We start from the raw sequence: 18,168 nt of genomic DNA, 5'->3' as shown, positions 1-18,168 counted from the left end.
AATAATCGGGGTTTAAAAGGGGAAATGAGGGTGCTGACCTCGAAACTCAAGGAGCTTTTCGACGTCGTCATCAATTCCCGCTTTCAATGCTTCAAGCGAAGGGTAGTCCTTTTCGCCATGTAAAAAGTTCAAGAACGTCACCCGCATTAACAGGCCATACAGATTAGCAGAAACATCAGGAAAATGTACTTCTAATCGCCATTCAGGATGTTCCTGTTTAATCGCGGGACGCGTACCAACATGCCCTGCACCAAACAGGGCAGAGGGTGCATAACCTGCAACCCCTAATTTGTCAGCATTTTCGTTTTTTACTTTATCTGTTAAAGATTCGGTTTCACAAATGACATCGACTGCATAAATGCCATTTAAACAAGGTTTATGACGGTTTAAACGCACATTAATGGTAGGAAAATTAATGGTGCGACCGATTTGATCGCCGTAATGCACACGACCTGTGATGCTATAAGGACGACCTAAAAGTTTTGCGGCATGGGCAAGGTCACCTGCTTGTAAAGTCTGACGAACCAGTGTCGAACTGACACGTTCGCCATCGACTTCGACATTCTGCAGGGCTGTGACTTGGAAGCCGTATTGGCGTAAAAATTCGCTATTGCCTTGGCGGTTTTTGCCAAAGTGATGATCTTCGCCCAAAACTAAACTTTGTGTATTGAGTTTATTTTTTAAAATATCGGCAAATTCTTCGGCGCTGAGATTACGAAAGGCATTGTCAAATTTCGCCACCACAATATAGTCGACGCCCAGTTCAGTTAAATATTCGACTTTTTCACGTAGTGAACTGATTCGAGGCGGTGCGTCATAAGCTTTAAAGAATTCAAGCGGTTGTGGTTCAAAAATCATCACAGCTGTTTTTAAGTTTTGTTGCTGTGCTATGTCTTTGAGCTGGCTGACCATCGCTTGATGACCCAAATGTACGCCATCAAAATTGCCAATGGTCACGGCAGTTTTGGGGAGTTCTAAGTGGGGCGCTAAAGCATTCAGACGGAGCAGCTTCATGGGCGAATCAATTGTTGAAAATGTTTGAGGGCTATATATTGCCATAATCTTCTGCGTTCGTCTTGTTGTTGTGTTTTTACTCAAGTTTTTTTATGCAGAGATGAATTTATTATCAATAAAATAAATTATAAAAATAAATATTAATCAATTTTTCTTATTTAATAGTGTGCTTAAACTATAGACATTCCATTTTGATGAGCATCATGCGATGAAAATGCCATTTTATCAACTCCAGCATAAACAAGACTTGATTCGTCATTTCACCCCAAACTGGTTTACGGTGGTAATGGGCACAGGTGTGGTCGCCCTCATTTTACCATCTATAGCGGTGGCGCCGCAGTGGATGTGGTCCTTTGGAGCAGGGCTATGGCAGATCAGCATCGTGTTGTTCATATTGTTTAGCAGCATGTATCTCAGCCGATGGATCTTATACCCACAAGAAGCCAAGCAGATTTTCCAGCATCCGGTGATGAGTTTATTTCTTGGGGCAATCCCCATGGCACTGGCAACCTTGATCAATGGCGCATTGAAATTTGGCACCACGCTGTACACTGAGTTTTTGGGCGTGAGCATCATCACATGGGCTGAATATTTATGGTATGTCGATGTGTTGATGGCAATTGCGATTGCATGGTGTGTTCCATTTCTGATGTTTAGTCGTCAGCAACATGCGCTGCAGGGCATGACCGCAGTATGGTTATTGCCGATAGTTGCTTGCGAGGTGGCTGCCAGTTCAGGCGGTTTATTGTTGGCGCATTTACCTGCACAGGCCCATGCTGTCCATATTTTGTTTGGGAGTTATCTGCTTTGGGGAATCTCAGTATTTCCAGCATTTGCCATCTTAAGCATCTTGTTGCTGCGTCTGGCTTTACATCAACTTCCAAGTAAGGAAATGGCGATCAGCAGTTGGTTGGCCTTAGGACCGATTGGGACAGGGGCTTTAGCGCTGTTACTTTTAGGAGAGCAAGCCCCTCGTATTTTGACAGCGGTAGACTTGGCAGATTTAGGACAGGTGTTGCTTCAAGGCGGTGTGTTTGCAGCCCTTGTTTTGCTCGGATTTGGTATATGGTGGTTCGGAATCGCTATACTCATCACGCTAAAACACTTGCGAGATTTACCCTTTAATCTCGGGTGGTGGGCGATGACGTTTCCATTCGGCGTTTTTAGTTTGGCGGTCATCCATTTGGCGGAACATACGCAATTAAATGCTATCCAACAGTGCGGCAACTTTTTTGCAGTTTTGCTCTGTACGCTTTGGTTATTGGTGATGCTGAAAACCATACAAGGGTTTTATCGCGGCAGCTTATTTTTTTCTCCGTGTTTAAAAGCGTATTGTGATGCTCAGCGCGCATCTTAAATTATGTCGGGTGAATGTAAATCCGTTGAAGAAAACTATAGCGTGTTGGCTTTGACGGATTTCAGCAAACAAATATAGAGCTTGTGCAAGCGTGTGATGCAGTTACGTTATTTTGCTATCCAAGCAAAACATTCATGTATAAAATTTGCGCGTATTTTCGAGAGATCAACTGGCTTCGAGATATAAACTTGCTTGTAGTGTAGGTGCTAGAGCAAGGCTTATGGATTAAAACAAAAAAGATAAAAATAAGGATCGAATTATGTGTAATCAAACCCGTTTTTGGGATGATGCCAAAGGATTGTTAGAAGAATGGTACGTCGCTTGTACCTCTAAAGAACTCAAAAAAGATCAGCCTTTTTCAGCCACCCTGTATGGTAAAAAAATTGTCCTGTTCCGACAAAAAGATGGAACTGCCGCAGCATTGCTCGATCAATGTGTGCATCGTGGCGTGCCTTTGTCTCAGGGCAAAATGACTGATGGCTGCGTGACATGTCCATATCATGGTTGGTCGTATCAGGGCGATGGCCATGTGGCGCATATTCCTAGTGTCAATGGACAATTTTTTCCAGAAAAACCGCATCCATTTAAACAGCGTAGTTTTGATGTGTGTGAGCAAGATGGGGTGGTATGGATTTATCTCGGTGAAAAGCCCAAACAGGAACGCCCGGAAATATTTAAATTACCGTTTTATGATCAAGCCGGCTGGGTCAGCTATTACATGGTCGGCAGTTATGATGGCGAGATGGGCGCTGTTGCACAGAATATTATGGATGTGACCCATACCATATTTGTACATGAAGGCTGGTTTCGTTCAGAGTCGGGAAAAGCCGTGAATGCCACCATAGATGTGGGGCCGCGCAAAGTAGTCGTTGACTACCATGACCATGATGCAGATGTCGGCATGATGCCATGGCTGACCAACCCGCATGGTGCTGAACAAGTCCACCGCGACAGTTTTATCGCGCCGAATATTACCTTGGTGGAATACCATTGGGGAGAGCCATCGGGCATGGTGTTTAATAGTCTGATTAGCCCTGTGGGGCCGTATGAGTCACGGGTTTATACCTGTGTCAGTTATAAATTTCCCATTCCAAAATTGCTGTCTAAGGCATTGATGCCGGCTGTGAATGCCTATACTTGGGTGGTCAACAAACAAGACATTAAAATTTTGTCAGCGCGAAGAGCTGGCATCGAGCATATGCCAATGACCCATTCACATAGTGTACGAGGGGATATGGCACATATTGCCTTAGAAAAGATTTTAGATGCCTTACGTCATGACCAACAATTGGCACCGTCTTTTATTGGCAAACGTCCGATGCAATTTCAAATTTGATAGTAGTGGAATATGTTTGAGCAATTTATTTTTCTGAGCAATGTGATTTTTGAAGATGATTTTTTCTGCGCAAGTGCAAATGTATGCTATATGAAGGCATCAATTTGAGGAGACCGCTATGCGTCAGCAAATCGCTTTAATTATGGCATTGCCGAGTGAATCTAAAGGCTTATTTGAAGCTGCAGGTATTGAAGTGCATTACAGTGGTATTGGTAAAGTCAATGCCGCATTTAAAGCCTTTGATGTGATTCAAAAAACCGGATGTCATACCTTACTGAATTTGGGCACAGCGGGAAGTTCACATTTTGATGCACATGCGTTGGTTGAAGTGGCTCAATTTGTACAACGGGATATGGATGTATCGCCTTTGGGTTTTGATGTGGGGGTGACCCCGATGGATACCGATCATCCTGCTGAAATTCAGCCAGAGAGCATGTTTAGTCATTTGCCTAAAGGAATTTGTGGTACAGGCGACAGCTTTGAAACTGGGCTGCCGAAAGTACCGTGTAATCTTGTCGATATGGAAGGCTACGCAATCGCTAAAGTATGTAAAAAACTGGGTGTTCGCTTTGTATCGGTAAAATATATTACCGATGGTGCGAATGACACAGCACATCTGGATTGGGAAGAAAATTTATTATTCGGCGCAAAGAAATTATTGGAATTATATCAAACAGTAAAATAAGGCATTTAGCTAATTTCGGTCGGCGACCATAGAATGCTATGGTCGTATGCCAATTCGACCCAATTCAATTTACTTTTCTGGGCGTGGAATTACACCGTAAAGCATCATATGCACGGTATGTTGAATAATCCGTTGTTGCATACTGCGATTACGTAAGGTTTTTCCAGTGACCATTTCCATTTGGGTTGCAAAGTCAGCATAGTTTTGCGTAATTGCCCAAATGTTCAGAATTAAAAGTTCTGGATCAATATCTTTAGAAATTTTGCCTTGCTCTTGCCAGTTGCTAATGACTTTGGCTTTGCGTTTCACTAATTTTTTTAGTGGGCCTTTTAAAATTTCAAGAATGTGTGGTGCGCCCTGAATGACTTCAAGTGCGAACAAACGTGAGGCTTTCGGTTGCGTACGAGATACTTCAATTTTCTGCAATAGATAATTGGTGATCGCTTCTTCAGGCTCAAGGTCTGCTTCCAACATTTGTAGCGGAGCAAGCCACTTTTGTAGAACCGTTGTCAGAACTTCAACATAAAGCGCTTCTTTATTTTCATAGTAATAGAAAATATTCGATTTATGCATTTCTGCAATCTGTGCGATCTCATCCAAGCTGGCGCCATTGAAGCCATACAGGGAAAAGACATCCAGTGCTGCATTAAGCAACTGGTGGCGTTTCTGGGTACTCTTTTTTTGTTCCATTAGCTCTTTTAAGAAAATGAAAAGGGAATATTGAATTGTACGGCAAATCAACAGATTTGTGCACAATCATCGTTTTTAATTTTATGAATTTTGGCAGTTTATTCTGTTCAACGGTCAAATAAATACGACGAATGCCATAATATTTCAAATAATCATTTTAGGGTGAAATTTAAATAAATCATTATTTTTAGTCATGGATTTATATGATTTGTCGTAATTTTTGTGATGTATTTGTCAACAGGCGATAAATCTCCCCTCAATGCCAAACGTGGTTATGTTGCGATATTGCTCTTGAATAGGACAGGAAGTCACACGGTTTAAGTGATGATTTCCTGCACAAGTACAGCTTAAGTGGCCAAGACTGCTTGTAAGACTTGTTGTTCAAGTTCAGTAAATTCAATGCCTTTTTTTCGTGGACGGGCCAAATCGACACGAAATTCTTTGGCAATATGGCCTTTATCGAGCAAGATAATTCGGTCTGCCAACTGCACGGCTTCACTTACATCATGCGTGACCAAAATTGCGGTAAAACCTTGTTCAGTCCAGAGTTTTTCAATCAAATTCTGCATATCTAAACGTGTTAAGGCATCGAGCGCACCCAGTGGCTCATCTAGCAGCAAAATGCGTGGTTTATGTGACAAGGCACGTGCCAGAGCAGTACGTTGACGTTGCCCCCCTGACAGCTGTGTTGGCCAAAGCCCCGCTTTGTCTTTTAAACCGACTTTTTCGAGGAGTGCAGTGGCATTGGCATGTTGGTCTTTGCTTAAACCGAGTTGTACATTTTTCTCAATGCTACGCCAAGGCAGGAGGCGAGGGTCTTGGAACATCACACGAATATCATCGCTGGTGATACCTTCACGAATATGACGTGCAGACTTAAATTTAATTTCGCCATAACTCGGTTTTTCTAAGTCGGCGATGAGGCGAAGCAGGGTACTTTTACCACAGCCACTACGACCAACAATCGCCAAGAATTCACCGGGTTGAATATGCAGGTCAAGGTCCTCAAGGACTTTAACATCGCCATAAAATTTGTGTAGTTGTTCAATTAGGATCTCTGCGCCCAACACCGCATGAGGGTTGATATCCTCGACAGAGGAACGCTGAGGTTGGGTTGAGTCGTCTGCATGACGGCTTATGCTTAAATCGGTCATCACATGCTCCTTATTTTTGGTAACCCGAGTGCCAACGGAGTAAATATTTTTCTAAGGCAACAGCCAGTACATCGGCCAATTTACCGAGTAGGGCATACAATAAAATCCCGACCAAGACGATGTCGGTTTGCAGAAATTCACGTGCGTTCATGGTCATATAACCGATGCCGGCTTGTGCAGAAATGGTTTCTGCCACTATCAACAGAACCCAAACGAGACCGAGTGAAAAACGCAGACCAACCAAAATAGACGGCATCGCTCCCGGCAGAATAATTTCTTTATACAGTTGCCAGCCACTCAAACCATAGCTTTTGCCCATTTCAATCAGTTGAGGGTCTACAGAACGAATACCATGATAGGTATTGATATAAATGGGAAAGAATACGCCAATAGCGACTAAAAACAACTTGGCCGATTCATCGATCCCAAACCATAAAATCACCAAGGGAATCAGGGCAAGAGCAGGAATGTTGCGGATCATTTGCAGCGTGGTATCAAGTAACGTCGATGCTGTTTTGGATGAACCATTTAGCAGCCCTAAAAAAAGACCTAAACCACCACCGACTAGAAGTCCAACCAAAGCACGACCCGCACTGATTTGAACATGCTTCCACAGTTCACCACTGATCAGTAAGTTCCAAAAGGCCACCACCACCGCACTTGGCGCAGGCAAAATACGACTTTCTAACAGCCCTGTAACAGAGGCAATTTGCCACACAATAATTAATGCAATAGGAAACAACCAAGGCAGCAAACGCTGCCCGAGTTGTGTTCCACGTGAAACCTTCGGTGCTTTGAAGGTTTCAACAGAAACAGTTTTGGACATTAGGCCGGCTCCTGAATCTTTTCAGCTTTTTTATTTTCATCTGGGGTGTAGTTGTTCGCGACAATCTCACCAAATGGGCCGGTTAAGTTAGGTTGAACCAATTTTTGACGTGTTTCCAATGGCAGTAGTGGGAACACCAATTCTGCAAAACGAATAGACTCTTCAAGGTGTGGGTAACCAGAGAAAATAAAGGTGCTAATCCCGAGATCGGCATATTCTTGGATACGTGCGGCGACGGTTTCAGGATCACCAACGAGTGCCGTACCTGCACCACCACGAACCAATCCAACACCTGCCCATAAGTTTGGCGATACTTCTAATTTGCTACGGTCGCCATTGTGCAGTTCAGCCATACGGCGTTGCCCTACAGAGTCCATGGTTTTGAACTTGGCTTGCGCGGCTGCAATGGTGGCATCGTCGACATATTGGATCAGCTCTTCTGCTGCTTTCCATGCCTCTTCATTGGTTTCGCGCACAATGACATGTAAACGAATGCCATAATTCAGTTCACGTCCTTTGGCTTTGGCTTTTTCACGCACTACTGCAATTTTTTCTTTTACCGCAGCAGGTGGCTCACCCCAAGTCAAATAGGTGTCAACTTGATCTGTCGCGAGTTCAACAGCAGCTTCTGACGAACCGCCAAACCATAGTGGTGGATACGGTTTTTGTACCGGTGGATAGAGTAGTTTGGCGTCGTCCACACTCAGACGTTTGCCATGGAAGGTATAGCTTTCACCGGTATGTGAGCGGGTTAAAATTTCACGCCATATCGTGGTGTATTCAGCAGCAGTTTGGTAACGTGTCGCATGATCTTCATAGACACCATCACCCTTGAGTTCTTGCTCATCACCGCCTGTGACTAAGTTCAGTAAGATACGGCCGCCAGATAAACGGTCAAAGGTTGCAGCCATACGTGCAGTTAGTGCAGGCGTTGTCACCCCCGGACGTAGCGCCACTAGAAATTTTAAATTTTTCGTGGCATCAATCAAGCTTGCAGCTGTAAGCCATGGATCTTCACATGAACGACCTGTCGGAATCAGAACGCCTTCATAGCCAAGATTATCCACCGCTACCGCAATTTGCTTCATGTAGGCATGATCGACTTGGCGGGCACCTTTACTTGTTCCTAAGTAGCGACTGTCACCGTGGGTAGGGATAAACCAGAAAATTTTCATGTTCAGTTCCTTGTATTTTTGAAGGCTCGGGTATCAATGTGATGAAAGTGTCCAAACTTGCTTTTGGACTTGAATGTTGTTTGGAATCAGTTGGACTTGTTTAAATAAGTCCGCAATATTTTGCTGTGCTTGAATGACCTCAGGTGTCAGCGGGCGCACAGGAGATGGTTTAGATCGGCGAGAAAAGGCTTGCGCAGCAATGTTCTTTTGCAGCCCAGTGCTGTTTTGATAAATCTCTAAAGCCACATTTTGGTTTTTCACGATCCACTGATCGGAAGCATCTAGGGCCTTTAAAAATTTAGCTGGGGCATCAGGGTGTGCTTGAACGACCTTTGGATTTGCCACATAAAATGAATAGGTCTTTGGAAAATCACCAGATTGAATTAGCACTTTAGCTTGAGCATCCAACTCCGCTGCAGATAAAAACGGGTCCCAAATGGCCCATGCATCAATTGATTTTTTATCAAATGCGGCCCGAGCATCTGCTGGTGGAATCCAAATTGGTTGGATATCGCTCCAAGTCAAACCGGCTTTTTCTAAAGTTTTGGCTAATAATTCATGCGCACTCGAGCCTTTTTGTACAGCAACGCGTTTGCCACGTAATTCTTGAATGGTCTTGATTGAGCTATCCGCAGGAATCACGACAGCAAGCGACTGATCAGGCACCACTTCATAGCCAATATAATTTAGGTCTTTATTGGCAGCTTGGGCAAAAATAGGCGGTGTGTTGCCGACATAGCCATAATCCACTGCACCAACCGCAAGAGCTTCTAACATTTGTGGGCCAGCAGGGAACTCCTTCCACTCAATGTGAGCGCCGGGAAATTGTTGTTCAAAGAGCGTTTGTTCACGGGCAACCAACAAATTTAAGGCTGATTTTTGGAAACCGATAACCAAGGTTTTTACGGCTGTTTCAGTTGGTTTTTCATGATCCTGCTGTGCTGTTTCTTGTTTTTGGCAAGCACTGAGTCCAAGGCCCAAAGTGGCTAAAGTCAGTATGGAAAATGTTCTTAGAATACGCATGGCATCGCCCTTATGCTGTGGTCGGCTTATTTGATAATGGCCGACTCAATATTTAATTTATTGGGAATTAATTTTTCGTTATAAAACGCATCAGCGACTTGCTGCTGCTCTTGCGCCACTTGTGCAGTAATCGGCGTCACTTGATTGCCTAAGCGAGAAATTGATGTTTTAAGCACATCTAGACCTAAGCCGGTTTTGCCTTCGAGTAACTTGGCCGCTTCATCTTGATTTTTTGAGACCCATTGCGTGGTCAAATTCAACTCATTCACCACAGCTTGCAGGACTTTTGGATTTTCCTGAGCAAATTTACGATCGGCCAAATAGAACTGGTAGTTCTTCACCAAGTTTTCACCATTGGCAATGGTGCGAGCATTAAGTTGATGCTCAGCAGCAGAAAGGAACGGGTCCCAAATTACCCATACATCAACTGCACCTTTTTCAAAAGCAGCACGTGCATCGGCAGGCGGTAAATACACGACATTGATGTCGCTAAATTTAAGCTGATTGGCTTCCAACAGCTTGAGCAAGAGGTAATGCACGTTTGAGCCTTTGTTTAAGGCCACACGTTTACCTTTTAAGTCCTGAATACTGTGAATAGCCGAATCTTTTTGCACAATTAACGCTTCAGCTTTTGGAACAGCAGGTTGGTTGGCAATGTAAACCAAATCGGTTTGAGCGGCTTGAGCAAAGATAGGCGGTGCTTCACCGACTTCACCAAATGACACGCTGCCCACATTGAGCCCTTCAAGCAGCTGTGGACCCGCAGGAAATTCCACCCATTTGATATTTACACCTTGGCTTTTTAAGGCTGTTTCTAAAGTTCCGCGTTCTTTTAAAATTGGCAATAAGCCATATTTTTGGAAGCCGATATTTAAGGTGACATTTTCTTCAGCCTCTTTTTTGCCACAGCCCGACATCATCATGGCACCCACAACCGCTGTAGACAGTACAAGTGTTTTTGTCCAAAGTTTTGCTTTGTGAGTACGCATGTGTTGCTCCTATAAAGGTCTAAATTTGCAGAACTGTTGATTTATGAACACATAAGCTAAAGAGTTTTCTTTTTCGAAAAAAATAAGAAAACTTAAATTTAAAATCAGGAAAAAAGATAAATAAAAATCAGCAAAACTTATGAAAAATTATGATTTTAGAAAAACATATAATGTGTCGAGGTATTATTTTAAGTTATTGAAATTATTTCATTTATTGTGGTTATTTAAATGGTAGATATGGTTATTCTGTGGCTTGCAAAGTGATTTGAGGGGGTAGCCAAGGGATTCGGCATAACCTTATGCAAAATAATGCTATTCAGCGCATAAAAAAAGCCACTTTAAAGTGACTTTTTACAAACCAATGAGTTTCTTTGGTAGTTGTATAAGGCCTGACGGGCATTCGGTAAGTCATCGACACTGACTTGTTCAAAACCTTGTTCAAGGAACCAATGCGCTGTTCGTGTGGTCAAAATAAACAATTGTTCAATACCTAAATCTCGCGCTTTTTCTTCTAAATAATGCAAAATTTGGCTGCCACGATTCGATTTTCGATACCCCGGATGCACAGCCACACATGCGATTTCAGCAGAACGTTTCTCTTCCCCTGTGACAGGAATCGGATATAACGCAGCGCAGGCCAAAATCGTACCGTCACGTTCAATCACTGCAAATTGTCCAATTTCATTTTCCAGACGTTCGCGTGAGCGATAAACCAAGATGCCTTCTTGTTCGAGAGGGCGTAAGAGATTGATTAAGCCACCCACATCTTGAATATCGGCAGTACGCACTTCTTCATAATGCGCATCAGTGATCATGGTGCCAGAACCGTCACGCGTGAACAATTCTTCGATCAATGCGCCATCATAGGCATAGGAAATAAGATGAACACGGTGTACGCCTTGTAGGGAGGCATCTTTGGCAACGCTTAAATGCAGGGCAATATCGGGGTTCGAATCTTGATATTGCAAAATATGCTGATCAAGTTGATGAGGCGTAATTTCGCGTTGTAGTTGCCCATGTTCATTGTGCAAACCATGTTGTTTGCCCAAGAAAATTAACTTATCCGCTTTTAAACTGATGGCGGTTTTGGTCGCAACTTCTTCAGCCAATAAATTAAATACTTCACCTGTAGTGGAATAACCTGTCGGCCCAAGCACCACAATGTTTTGGCTCTCTAAATGACGTTGAATCGCATCAATATCGACGGAACGAACTTCACCAGACAGTTGAAAATCGATACCGTCACGAATGCCATACGGTTTTGCCGTGACTAAATTGCCTGAGACCACATCAATGCGCGCGCCGTACATCGGTGAGTTGGCTAAACCCATAGACAGGAGCGCTTCAATTTGCAGACGAATGGAGCCGACGGCATTCATCACCGCAGGTAAAGATTCGCGAGTGGTGATGCGACGATGAAGATGAAATGGTGTCTTGATGCCGCTGATTTGTAAATTATGATTGATTTGCGGACGGGCACCATGTACTAAAATTAGACGAATACCAAGCGAATGTAATAAGGCAATATCGTGAATAATATGTTGAAAATTTTCATGTTGCAGCGCTTCACCATCAAACATGATGACAAAGGTTTTGTTGCGATGCGCATTAATATAGGGTGCAGAATGACGGAACCAATGCACATACTGTAAGGTTGTGCTGGAAGATGGTTCAGTGATATTCGTTTGCATGCCTATGCCTGTTTATTCGCTCTGTTATGGATGATTCTAAACAAAAACATATGACAGCGGAAAGCAAATATAAAAAAACACCTGAACAGTGTTCAGGTGTTGGGAAAGGGACTCAAGAGATCGTTGAATGATTAGCCATTCTTAATACGAATGATGCGATCGGTACGATCATTGACTAGCACGTAGTCACCATTGATTTTGTACCATTGTTGATAACGACCGGTGTTCGGTAAGCGGCGTGCTTCACGATCACTGACTTTGTAACGGCTTGAATCATAGACACGTGGCAAGCTTTGACCAACACGCCAATCGCGGCTTGGGTTTACGCGACGAGAGTCATTGCGGTCGTAGCGATTATTGTCATAACGGTTGTTGTTATTCCAATTGCTCGGACGGTGGTCATTGTCCCAACGGTTATCTTGGTGTTGGTATGACGGATGGTAGCGGCGGTCATCTTGACGATGGTCTGGCGCAGCAATCGCTGCTGTCGTTGCCATTAAAGCCGATACTGAAAGAACTAAAGTCGATACGATTTTGTTCATGGGACACCTCTATACATTTCTAATCTGTTTTTCGATGATTCAAAATTAGCGAGAAAGTTCAGAGAAAGCGTGGGGGCAATATAGTTGAATTGTGAAATGTATGGAGGAAATTTGAAGGTGTGTAAATGACCTAGGAGCTAGGCAGCATCAGGCTTCGCGGTTAAATATTGAAAAAACCTCATAAAAAAACCCAGAGTTGATCTGGGCTTTAAAAAAATATGGCGAAATTTAATTCAAAATGGCTTACATACCTAAAATTTTCAGAATACTGTTACTGTCTGAGTTGACCAATATGTAGTCATTATTGATTTTATACCACTGCTGATTACGCGATGGTTTAGGTAAGTTATGATCTTTATAATCGACTTTATAACCATTACCACGATAATGCTGTGGCATCACATAGCCCGTTTGCCATTTATGTTGTTGCAAACGTTTGACTCCACGTTGTTCACGCATACGGCGTCGATCTTCAAGATCTTCATCGTCCTGATAACCACGGAAATCACGATCTTTTTTCACTTGACCATATGCATTGCCGCGTGGGCCATCAAAGCCACGTTCATCGTTCTTGAAGTGAGGCGCTGCAGACGTGATGCTGCTTGCTATTAAAGCACTGAAAGAAAGAGCCAAAATTGGCAAAATCTTTTTCATGTTCAACCCTCATGAGTAATTTATCTTCAATATCACTACTGTACGCATTAAATGCAGAGAAACTGTGAAGAAAGATGAATATTTCTTTAAATAAAACGAAGAGATTGCGGATATTATGCGATAAATTTAGCGCTGAGAACAATCTTTCCATCTTGAAAGCGATGGTCCAATAATGCGTGCTTTTTATCCTTACAATTCAGCTTTGATCAAATTTGAGGGCTATTGTAAGCACGATCAAAAACGCCCATCAAGTCTTAATGGGCAAATGGGGTAGTGACGATGGACTGAAAATGTTGAGTAACTTCGGGTTTTAGTACCACTGCTCATTTAGGCATTGGAGGGAATAAATCGCTTGAGCCACAGATTCAGCTTGCTCGGCATCGTCCATTGCAGAGATCAAATTTTCAGTCAGTTGTAAGTTTTCAATTGAACGAATGGTTTCAATTTTACGTGTTTGATCAGCCATTTGGGTCTCCTTGCCGTCGGTCTATGTCATGCCCAGCAGTCTATGCTTTTATGATTGATGTGAAAAACCGAATATTATTATAAAAATAATTTAAAAATACGATTATTGGCAAGTGGGGTGATGAAGTTGTCTGTTGATCAAGGCTTGTTGAATTTCAAGGTTAAAAAAAGGGCATCAAATGGCCCTTTTTTACTTCTGAATGTGTCACTTCAAACACACTTAGTATGCGTACTTCAGATCGGTATAGTCCGTTAATGATTTTTGAATGTGAGCTTGGATAAATTCATTAATATCTTCAGGTGTCATTGCTGCACCTTGTTTGGTAATCACATGCTCAAACGGTGCTTGATCTTGCGCAATGATGCGATAAACAAAGTTAGTGATCACTTGATAGCCTGCTTCTTGCTTTTGAATGCAAGTGACATAGAAATAGGCATGCTCAAAGTTTAAGTCAGTATGCGAAAAAATAAATTGTTCAAATAATTTTGCATTTTGACCAACCTCTAAGCCTTTTAAATCGTCCACGATACTCGGGTCGAATTTCATGCCATATTTTGCTGAAATCGGTTGACCATCGACCAGTAGGTTAACCATGCCATCCTCAGTTGGAGTCACTGTAATATTGCTAAAGTCAGACATGTATCAATCCAATGTTTTTAAAGAATGCCCCAAGTATCGGCAAATTTGCTAAAAACTCAAGTCGACTTTCGCGTGGACACCACGAAATCAGTCGGTTGATGTTGTCTTGTAAGCATTCAATACATAAAAAAAGGAAGCTTGCGCTTCCTTTTTTTAATCGGCTTTGTGGCCTATTCATCTTGAGCATCAATGCTGGCACCGGTTAAATGCAAGCTGTCATCACCCATCAAATACAAATACGCAGGCATGATGCTTTCAGGCGTAGGCAAAGTTTTTGGATCTTCGTCTGGATAAGCTTTTGCACGCATGGCAGTTCGTGTCGCACCGGGGTTAATGCAGTTAAAACGAATATTGGGATGCTCATTTTCTTTGGCGAACAATGTGCTCACGGCTTCAATGGCAATTTTTGAGACCGAATACGCGCCCCAACGTTCACGGGCTTCACGTCCCACACCTGAACTGGCAAAGACCACTGAGGCATGCTCAGATTTTTGCAGTAGTGGCATCAGCTCTTGAGTCAGTACAAAGGGCGCACGAAGGTTCACTGCCATGACATCATCCCAAACATCCACAGGATAATGTTCTAGTTCAGTTCGCTCACCCAAAATCCCTGCATTATGCAAAATGCCGTCTAGACGACCAAATTGCTTTTCTAAGGTATCGACCAACAGCTCATAATCACGAGGAGAGGCACTAGACAGTTGTAGCGGTAAAATCGCCGGTTGGGGGGCACCCAAACCTTCAATTTCATCGTAAATCACTTCTAGTTTATTCAGTGTGCGTCCATGTAAGACCACGGTTGCGCCATGTAAGGCATAACTGAGGGCAGCCGCACGGCCAATACCATCGCCCGCACCTGTAATCAGGATAATGCGATCTTTGAGCAGATCGGGGCGAGGTTGATATTCTGAATATTTCATCCGTACCTCCTCGTTTTATTGTGTTGTGTTCTATCGTTATAAAGTCGCTGTGTTGAGCGTTTTCGGTTTGATGACCAAATCATGAATGACTTCATGCAGTTCAGCAACAGTCTTCACTATACAATCTGCATGCCAAGCTGTTAAGTCATCTTTGTGTTGTAAAGGTAAATAGCCATAAGCCGCTAGAATCGTATACATCTGCGCATTACGACCTGCATCGATATCACGTGGATGATCCCCGACATAGATACAGTCTTGAGCATCTAGATCAATGTTCTTGGCGGCTAAATACATCGGCTCTGGGTCTGGCTTGGTTTTACTGACATCATCTGGGCAAACCAATACCGAGCAGCGCTCAGTCAAATTCAGCGCTTTAAGCAACGCTTCACTGAGTGAGCGCGGTTTATTGGTGACGATACCCCACGGAATTTGATGCTGTTCCAGTTCATCGAGTAGGGCATACATGCCTTCAAAAAGGTCTGTATCGACGGCAATATCCGCACCATAAAGCGCTAAAAAACGTTGACGATGTGCCAGAAAAATAGGGTCTTCAACGTCTAACTCTGGATAGACCAGTTTGACCATGGCACGCGCGCCTTCAGACACTTGTACACGAATGTCTTCTGCACTGACCACCGCAATGCCTTTGTCACGGCACATGTCTTGAATAATACGAATAAAATCAGCCGCGGTATCAATCAATGTACCGTCAAGATCAAAGAGTACAGCTTTCATTAGGCTTCTTTCACCGTATGAACCATGTAGTTCACATCCACATTTGGTGCGAGCCAATAGCGTTTGGTGATAGGGTTATAATGTAAACCTGTCATATCTTTGAGTTTTAACTCGGCTTGACGAATATCATGAGCTAATTCTGAAGGTTTAATAAACTTCGAATAATCATGTGTGCCTTTTGCCAACATGCGTAAAACATATTCCGCACCAATAATCGCAAACAAATAGGCTTTAGGATTACGGTTAATGGTTGAGAAGAACACATGACCACCCGGTTTTACCAGCTTTTGACAGGCTAAAATGATTGATGCTGGATCAGGTACGTGTTCGAGCATTTCCATACAGGTAACGACGTCATATTGACCGGCTTGTTCTTCTGCCAATTGCTCTACAGGCACTTGGCGATATTCAATATTTTGCACATTTTCTTGTTCGGCATGTAGGCGTGCAACATTCAATGGCGCTTCGCCCATGTCGATACCCAATACTTGCGCACCGCGACGTGCCATGCTTTCAGCTAAAATACCGCCGCCACAGCCCACATCTAATACTTTCTTGCCAGTGATGCCATTTGAATGCTCATCAATCCAGTTCAAACGCAGAGGATTAATCATGTGCAAAGGGCGGAACTCAGAATGCTGATCCCACCATATGGCTGCGAAAGCTTCAAATTTGGCAATTTCTTGTGGATCAACATTCAATTGCGACATCGGTTGCACCTCAATCAAGTCTTTATATTTTAGAAAAAAGTTTATGGGAGTTAGTGTAGCGCGTCCTGAAAAAAAAGCGATAAAAGCCTTAAAAAAGTTCACAGAATGAAAACGAAATCGACAGATTTGATTTATAGTGTTGCCATAAACTAATCATAATGATTTTGAGGACGATAAGTTCAATGAAAAAATTCCTTTTAGGCACGATTACAACAGCTATTTTGGCTTTTTCCGGCAGTGCGATGGCAGCACAATTTGTCGCGGGGACTGATTACACGGTTATTCCAAAACCGATTAAAGTCGAACGTCCGGGTAAAATCGAAGTTCGTGAGTTCTTTTGGTATGGTTGCCCACATTGCTTTAAATTAGAACCGCATATGCAAACGTGGTTAAAACAATTGCCTAAAGATGTGCGTTTTGTCCGTACACCTGCAGCAATGAACCCACTTTGGGAACAAGGCGCACGTGCTTACTATGCATCAGAAGCACTGGGTGTTCGTCAAAAAGCACATTTACAATTGTTCCATGACATTCATGTGGGTCAGAAAAATATCTTAGAACAAGGCGCATTTGCGAAGTTCTATACCCGTTATGGTGTTCCTGAAGCGAAATTTAACAGCACATTTAAATCATTTGCTGTGTCTTCAAAAATTGCTCAAGCGAAAAACTTAGCGGCTCAATATCAATTGAGTGGCGTGCCTGCGATTACCGTCAATGGTAAATACATCGTACAAGGTGAAGATGCACGTACCGTTGAAATCGTGAAATTCCTTGTTGATAAAGAACGCAAAGCGAAATAACAGATGTTTTGAAAAAGCCGCACTCGATGCGGCTTTTTTATGACAGCACATTTTGCGTTTTATGTTGATAAATTTTGCGGATCAGCGATTTGAGCCAAAGATCGATCCCAATGCAAGATGCCACGAAATAAGAGCTGAACTTGGGTCTGAGCTTGGCGGCGAAATTGTTGCAGCGCATCAGTACGTTGTGGAAGTTCAACATGTCGATGTAAGTCAATCCACTGCATTGCCCAACTTAAGGCCAATTCAAACAAAATTTGTCCCAATACTTTGAGGTCTTGTTCGGATTGAATGTGTTGAGTCGCTTCAACTTGAGCCAGTGCATGGGCCAAATCGGTACTGAGAAAATTAAACTCACGTGTAATGGCTTGTCTTAAGGATGCTGAACCACCCCAACGCTCTGCAATGAGAAACATCCATGCCTCAGGAAATTGTTCAACGGCGTGAAATAAATAATCCAGACTCTGTCGTGTGCGTGCATCTGGCGCTTGAAAGCATTGCTGACTCAGTTGATTGAGGACATTGCGAAGGTGCAGGGCCATTTGGTCGACCAGTTCCAAACCGAGTTCGTCCATGTCTTGAAAATGGCGATAAAACGCAGCGGGAACCAAGCCAACATGACGGGAAATTTCGCGTAAGCTCAGACTACTGAAAGAACGGCCCGTGGTACTCAATGCAAGCGCTGCATCAAGGATGGCTTTACGACTTTGTTGCTTACGTTCTTCCCGTATCGACATGCAATTCGTCCTGAATTTTGCGTGG

General features: G+C 43.1%; 20 protein-coding genes. 4 read left to right on the top strand and 16 right to left on the bottom strand.

Features of this window, described 5'->3' with window-relative positions:
• Positions 1–12 precede the first annotated feature (12 nt).
• Entirely contained in the window at positions 13–1,014 is a 1,002-nt protein-coding gene (gene ribF, locus B1202_RS11085) for a riboflavin biosynthesis protein RibF (RefSeq protein ID WP_078190653.1), read from the bottom strand.
• Between the two features lie 208 nt (positions 1,015–1,222).
• On the opposite strand from ribF, the gene B1202_RS11080 reads away from it, so the two are divergent.
• From B1202_RS11080 to B1202_RS11070, 3 genes are all read left to right on the top strand, one after another.
• The gene (locus tag B1202_RS11080; protein ID WP_078190652.1) at positions 1,223–2,371 is read left to right on the top strand and encodes a TDT family transporter; all 1,149 of its coding nucleotides are present in this window, start codon (positions 1,223–1,225) and stop codon (positions 2,369–2,371) included.
• Between the two features lie 259 nt (positions 2,372–2,630).
• Positions 2,631–3,707, top strand: coding sequence for an aromatic ring-hydroxylating dioxygenase subunit alpha (locus tag B1202_RS11075; RefSeq protein ID WP_078190651.1), 1,077 nt, complete (start codon positions 2,631–2,633; stop codon positions 3,705–3,707).
• Positions 3,708–3,825: 118 nt separating this feature from the next.
• On the top strand, positions 3,826–4,392 hold the full coding sequence (locus B1202_RS11070) for a 5'-nucleosidase (RefSeq protein ID WP_078190650.1): 567 nt from the start codon (positions 3,826–3,828) through the stop codon (positions 4,390–4,392).
• Positions 4,393–4,461: 69 nt separating this feature from the next.
• Here the strand turns inward: B1202_RS11070 and B1202_RS11065 are convergent, their stop codons facing one another.
• The 14 genes from B1202_RS11065 to ubiG all read right to left on the bottom strand — a co-directional run bounded on the left by B1202_RS11065 (position 4,462) and on the right by ubiG (position 16,606).
• Positions 4,462–5,082 (bottom strand): TetR/AcrR family transcriptional regulator, encoded by a 621-nt coding sequence (locus B1202_RS11065; RefSeq protein WP_078190649.1) that lies wholly within the window; start codon positions 5,080–5,082, stop codon positions 4,462–4,464.
• Between the two features lie 347 nt (positions 5,083–5,429).
• The gene (locus tag B1202_RS11060) at positions 5,430–6,236 is read right to left on the bottom strand and encodes an ABC transporter ATP-binding protein (protein WP_078190648.1); all 807 of its coding nucleotides are present in this window, start codon (positions 6,234–6,236) and stop codon (positions 5,430–5,432) included.
• Between the two features lie 10 nt (positions 6,237–6,246).
• Positions 6,247–7,062: an aliphatic sulfonate ABC transporter permease SsuC gene (ssuC, locus tag B1202_RS11055; protein WP_078190647.1), complete on the bottom strand. Its 816-nt coding sequence runs from the start codon at positions 7,060–7,062 to the stop codon at positions 6,247–6,249.
• Positions 7,062–8,237: an FMNH2-dependent alkanesulfonate monooxygenase gene (gene ssuD, locus B1202_RS11050; RefSeq protein ID WP_078190646.1), complete on the bottom strand. Its 1,176-nt coding sequence runs from the start codon at positions 8,235–8,237 to the stop codon at positions 7,062–7,064. The genes ssuC and ssuD overlap by 1 nt, the downstream gene beginning before the upstream one ends.
• 33 nt (positions 8,238–8,270) lie before the next feature.
• Positions 8,271–9,260, bottom strand: coding sequence for an aliphatic sulfonate ABC transporter substrate-binding protein (locus B1202_RS11045; protein WP_078190645.1), 990 nt, complete (start codon positions 9,258–9,260; stop codon positions 8,271–8,273).
• A gap of 26 nt (positions 9,261–9,286) precedes the next feature.
• Positions 9,287–10,249, bottom strand: coding sequence for a sulfonate ABC transporter substrate-binding protein (locus B1202_RS11040; protein ID WP_078190644.1), 963 nt, complete (start codon positions 10,247–10,249; stop codon positions 9,287–9,289).
• Between the two features lie 338 nt (positions 10,250–10,587).
• The gene (gene argA, locus B1202_RS11035) at positions 10,588–11,940 is read right to left on the bottom strand and encodes an amino-acid N-acetyltransferase (RefSeq protein WP_078190643.1); all 1,353 of its coding nucleotides are present in this window, start codon (positions 11,938–11,940) and stop codon (positions 10,588–10,590) included.
• 131 nt (positions 11,941–12,071) lie between these two features.
• A complete protein-coding gene (locus tag B1202_RS11030) occupies positions 12,072–12,482 on the bottom strand; it encodes an RcnB family protein (protein ID WP_078190642.1) in 411 nt (136 codons plus the stop codon).
• A gap of 243 nt (positions 12,483–12,725) precedes the next feature.
• The gene (locus tag B1202_RS11025) at positions 12,726–13,136 is read right to left on the bottom strand and encodes an RcnB family protein (RefSeq protein ID WP_078190641.1); all 411 of its coding nucleotides are present in this window, start codon (positions 13,134–13,136) and stop codon (positions 12,726–12,728) included.
• Positions 13,137–13,446: 310 nt separating this feature from the next.
• Entirely contained in the window at positions 13,447–13,602 is a 156-nt protein-coding gene (locus B1202_RS16455) for a hypothetical protein (RefSeq protein WP_168379727.1), read from the bottom strand.
• A 219-nt stretch (positions 13,603–13,821) separates the two neighbouring features.
• Positions 13,822–14,241 (bottom strand): hypothetical protein, encoded by a 420-nt coding sequence (locus B1202_RS11020; protein ID WP_078190640.1) that lies wholly within the window; start codon positions 14,239–14,241, stop codon positions 13,822–13,824.
• Between the two features lie 170 nt (positions 14,242–14,411).
• Positions 14,412–15,161, bottom strand: a complete 750-nt coding sequence (locus B1202_RS11015) for a YciK family oxidoreductase (protein ID WP_078190639.1) — start codon at positions 15,159–15,161, stop codon at positions 14,412–14,414.
• 36 nt (positions 15,162–15,197) lie between these two features.
• Positions 15,198–15,896: an HAD family hydrolase gene (locus tag B1202_RS11010; protein WP_078190638.1), complete on the bottom strand. Its 699-nt coding sequence runs from the start codon at positions 15,894–15,896 to the stop codon at positions 15,198–15,200.
• Positions 15,896–16,606, bottom strand: coding sequence for a bifunctional 2-polyprenyl-6-hydroxyphenol methylase/3-demethylubiquinol 3-O-methyltransferase UbiG (gene ubiG, locus B1202_RS11005; RefSeq protein WP_078190637.1), 711 nt, complete (start codon positions 16,604–16,606; stop codon positions 15,896–15,898). Before ubiG ends, B1202_RS11010 begins: the two co-directional genes overlap by 1 nt.
• A gap of 182 nt (positions 16,607–16,788) precedes the next feature.
• Here ubiG and B1202_RS11000 point away from each other — a divergent pair, with 182 nt between their 5' ends.
• A complete protein-coding gene (locus tag B1202_RS11000) occupies positions 16,789–17,406 on the top strand; it encodes a thiol:disulfide interchange protein DsbA/DsbL (RefSeq protein WP_078190636.1) in 618 nt (205 codons plus the stop codon).
• 59 nt (positions 17,407–17,465) lie between these two features.
• Here B1202_RS11000 and B1202_RS10995 read toward each other — a convergent pair whose 3' ends face one another.
• Positions 17,466–18,143 carry a TetR family transcriptional regulator gene (locus B1202_RS10995; protein ID WP_078190635.1) on the bottom strand — a complete coding sequence of 226 codons (678 nt, stop codon included), beginning with the start codon at positions 18,141–18,143 and terminating at the stop codon, positions 17,466–17,468.
• Positions 18,144–18,168: the final 25 nt, after the last annotated feature.

The sequence above is a fragment of the Acinetobacter amyesii genome (assembly GCF_002018365.1).
Taxonomy (GTDB): Bacteria; Pseudomonadota; Gammaproteobacteria; order Pseudomonadales; family Moraxellaceae; genus Acinetobacter; species Acinetobacter amyesii.
This window is presented reverse-complemented; position numbering and strand designations above follow the sequence as displayed.